Annotated in this window: 3 protein-coding genes; 1 reads left to right on the plus strand and 2 read right to left on the minus strand. The window is 71.7% G+C overall.

Annotated features, from left to right (window positions below; genetic code table 11):
* Positions 1-137 precede the first annotated feature (137 nt).
* Positions 138-1,517 (minus strand): UDP-glucose/GDP-mannose dehydrogenase family protein, encoded by a 1,380-nt coding sequence (locus G3I40_RS36935; RefSeq protein WP_164559198.1) that lies wholly within the window; start codon positions 1,515-1,517, stop codon positions 138-140.
* 178 nt (positions 1,518-1,695) lie between these two features.
* Between G3I40_RS36935 and G3I40_RS36940 the strand changes: the two genes are divergently transcribed.
* Positions 1,696-2,877, plus strand: a complete 1,182-nt coding sequence (locus G3I40_RS36940; RefSeq protein WP_164559199.1) for an acyl-CoA dehydrogenase family protein — start codon at positions 1,696-1,698, stop codon at positions 2,875-2,877.
* Here G3I40_RS36940 and G3I40_RS36945 read toward each other — a convergent pair.
* A partial coding sequence (locus tag G3I40_RS36945) for a class I SAM-dependent methyltransferase (protein WP_164559200.1) occupies positions 2,878-3,501 on the minus strand: 624 nt, incomplete at its 5' end.

Below are 3,501 nucleotides of genomic sequence, written 5' to 3' on the forward strand. Positions count from 1 at the left end.
CCCTCGACCGCGACGCCGGATTCGTAGGGCTCAACGGGCGCACCGGTACGACGGCCGCGCAGCCGTGCGGGGGGCGATGCGGTGGCACCGGGCGAAGGGCCCGCCCGGGCCCCGCCCGTCAGGCAGTGCGGGGACCGTCAGGCCGACGGGCGTCCCATGGCCCGGTACGTCCACCCGGCCTCGCGCCACAGCGCCGGGTCCAGCGCGTTGCGGCCGTCCAGGATCAGCCGCTGCGCGGCGACGGCGCCGAGCTGCGCCGGGTCCAGCTCGCGGAACTCCCGCCACTCCGTCAGGTGCAGCACGACGTCCGCGCCCCGCACCGCGTCCAGCGCCGAGTCCGCGTACCCGAGCGTCGGGAACAGCCGCCGCGCGTTGTCCATGCCCTTGGGGTCGTAGACCGTGACCTGGCCGCCCTGGAGGTGGATCTGCCCGGCGACGTTCAGCGCGGGCGAGTCCCGTACGTCGTCGGAGTCCGGCTTGAAAGCGGCCCCCAGCACGGCGACCCGCTTGCCCAGGAACGAGCCTCCCGCCCGTCGCCCCCCACCGTCCCTGCCCGAGAGCGCTGCGCGCTCGCCCCCGGAATCCAGCGCCTCGCGCGCCATCTCGACCATCGCCCCGCGCCGCCGCATGTTGACGGAGTCGATCTCGCGCAGGAACGTCAGCGCCTGGTCGGCGCCCAGCTCGCCGGCGCGCGCCATGAACGCCCGGATGTCCTTGGGCAGACAGCCGCCGCCGAAGCCGATGCCGGCCCGCAGAAACTTGTGCCCGATGCGCTCGTCGTAGCCGATCGCCTCGGCGAGCTTGGCGACGTCGCCGCCCGCGGCCTCGCACACCTCGGCCATGGCGTTGATGAAGGAGATCTTCGTCGCGAGGAAGGAGTTGGCGGCCGTCTTCACCAGCTCCGCCGTCGGGAAGTCCGTCACCACGAACGGCGTGCCCTCGCCCACCGGCGTCGCGTACACGTCGCGCAGCAGCTTCTCGGCCCGCTCGCTGCCGACCCCGACCACGATCCGGTCCGGGTGCAGCGTGTCGTTCACGGCGAAGCCCTCGCGCAGGAACTCCGGGTTCCACGCCAACTCCGCGCCCTCGGGCAGGAGTTCGGCGAGCCGCTGCGCCGAGCCGACCGGCACGGTCGACTTGCCGACGACCAGTGCGCCCGGCTTCAGGTGCGGTGCGAGCGAGGCGAAGGCGGCGTCCACGTAACTCATGTCGCAGGCGTACTCGCCGTGCTTCTGCGGGGTGTTCACGCAGACGAAGTGCACGTCGCCGAAGGCCGCGACCTCCGCGAAGTCCATCGTGAAGCGCAGCCGCCCGCTGGACCCCTCGATCCCGGCGACGTGCTTGCGCAGCAGTTCCTCCAGGCCGGGCTCGTACATCGGGACCTCGCCCCGCGTGAGCATCTCGATCTTCTCGGGTACGACGTCCAGGCCGAGCACCTCGAAACCGAGCTCGGCCATGGCCGCGGCATGCGTGGCGCCGAGGTAGCCGGTGCCGATCACGGTGATCTTGAGGGCCATAGCGGGGGCTCCAGGGGTGTGGGTGCTGCGTGCGCTGACCGAGCATAGTCGGGGCATGCACAGCCCCCTCGCCGGGGAACTTTCCCTTGTCGCGTAGCTCACGTATCCCTCGCGTGGGCCGGGACATAAAATTTGGGTTACTTAACGGTAATGAGCAGCGCTTGGAGCGTGAGACACCTTGGCCGGATCGGCTGCCACCCCGGAGTTCGACCTGTACCGCCCGTCCGAGGAGCACGACCTGCTCCGGGACACGATCCGTGCGCTGGCCGAGGCGAAGATCGCCCCGCACGCCGCCGCGGTGGACGAGGACGCCCGCTTCCCGCAGGAGGCGCTCGACGCGCTCGTCGCCGCCGACCTGCACGCGGTGCACGTACCGGAGGAGTACGGCGGCGCGGGCGCCGACGCGCTCGCCACGGTCATCGTGATCGAGGAGGTCGCGCGCGCCTGCGTCTCGTCCTCCCTCATCCCCGCCGTGAACAAGCTGGGCTCGCTGCCCGTCATCCTCTCCGGCTCCGAGGAGCTGAAGAAGAAGTACCTGGGCCCGCTGGCCAAGGGCGACGGCATGTTCTCGTACTGCCTCAGCGAGCCGGACGCCGGTTCGGACGCCGCCGGCATGAAGACCCGCGCGGTCCGCGACGGCGACTCCTGGGTGCTGAACGGCGTGAAGCGCTGGATCACCAACGCCGGCGTCTCCGAGTACTACACCGTCATGGCGGTCACCGACCCCGACAAGCGCTCGAAGGGCATCAGCGCCTTCGTGGTCGAGAAGTCCGACCCGGGCGTCTCCTTCGGCGCCCCGGAGAAGAAGCTCGGCATCAAGGGCTCGCCGACCCGCGAGGTCTACCTCGACAACGTCCGCATCCCCGCCGACCGCATGATCGGCGCCGAGGGCACCGGCTTCGCCACCGCGATGAAGACCCTCGACCACACCCGCATCACGATCGCCGCGCAGGCGCTGGGCGTCGCCCAGGGCGCCCTCGACTACGCCAAGGGCTACGTCCGGGAGCGCAAGCAGTTCGGCAAGGCGATCGCCGACTTCCAGGGCATCCAGTTCATGCTCGCCGACATGGCGATGAAGATCGAGGCCGCCCGCCAGCTCACGTACGCGGCCGCCGCGAAGTCGGAGCGCGTCGCCGCCGGAGGTCGAGAGGGGGACCTCACCTTCCAGGGCGCGGCCGCCAAGTGCTTCGCCTCGGACGTGGCCATGGAGGTCACCACGGACGCGGTCCAGCTCCTCGGCGGCTACGGCTACACCCGTGACTACCCGGTCGAGCGCATGATGCGCGACGCGAAGATCACGCAGATCTATGAAGGCACGAACCAGGTCCAGCGGATCGTGATGGCCAGGAACCTGCCGTAGTCAGGAGCCGTCGGTACGGCGCAGGACCAGGCAGACGAAGCCGAAGGAGTCCCGGTAGCCGCGCAGCCACTCGGTACGGCGCTGCGCGGCCAGCGCCGACGCCTCGGCGGCGTCGGGGTGCCCGGGGTGCTCCAGCGCCCATTCGGACAGTGCGCCCCACAGGGTCCACTCGTAGTCGTCGAGTTCGTGCCGGGTGCTGCAGTGGGCGTACACCGGGGTCCAGCCCGCGGCGGCGACCCGGTCCACCGTGCCGGCGAGGTCGGTGAGGTCGCCGAGCATCTCGACGGCCTCGGGGGTCGGCGCACTCTGCCAGTAGCCGTCGCCGATCAGCACCCGGCCGCCCGGTGCCAGACGGGCGTGCGCCCCTTCCAGCGTCGGCAGCAGTCCGCCGAAGGCGTGCGTGGAGCCGACGCACAGCACCACGTCGAAGCCGTGGCCGGGGGCGAAGTCCGCCGCCGGCGAGTGGTGCAGGGCGAGCCGTTCGTCGACCCCGCGCTCCCGCGCCGCCCGCCGGGCCTGTTCCAGGGAGCGCTGGTCGATGTCGACGCCCTCGGCGCGCGCCTCCGGGTGCGCGGACAGGGCCCGCAGCAGCCATTCGGCCGTGCCGCAGCCCAGGTCGAGCAC

This window comes from Streptomyces sp. SID14478, assembly GCF_010548525.1.
Classification (GTDB): Bacteria; Actinomycetota; Actinomycetes; order Streptomycetales; family Streptomycetaceae; genus Streptomyces.

Bases quoted from the DNA above. Each gene is read 5' to 3' on its own strand.
- G3I40_RS36935 (WP_164559198.1), bottom strand. From the start codon at position 1,517: ATGGCCCTCAAGATCACCGTGATCGGCACCGGCTACCTCGGCGCCACG.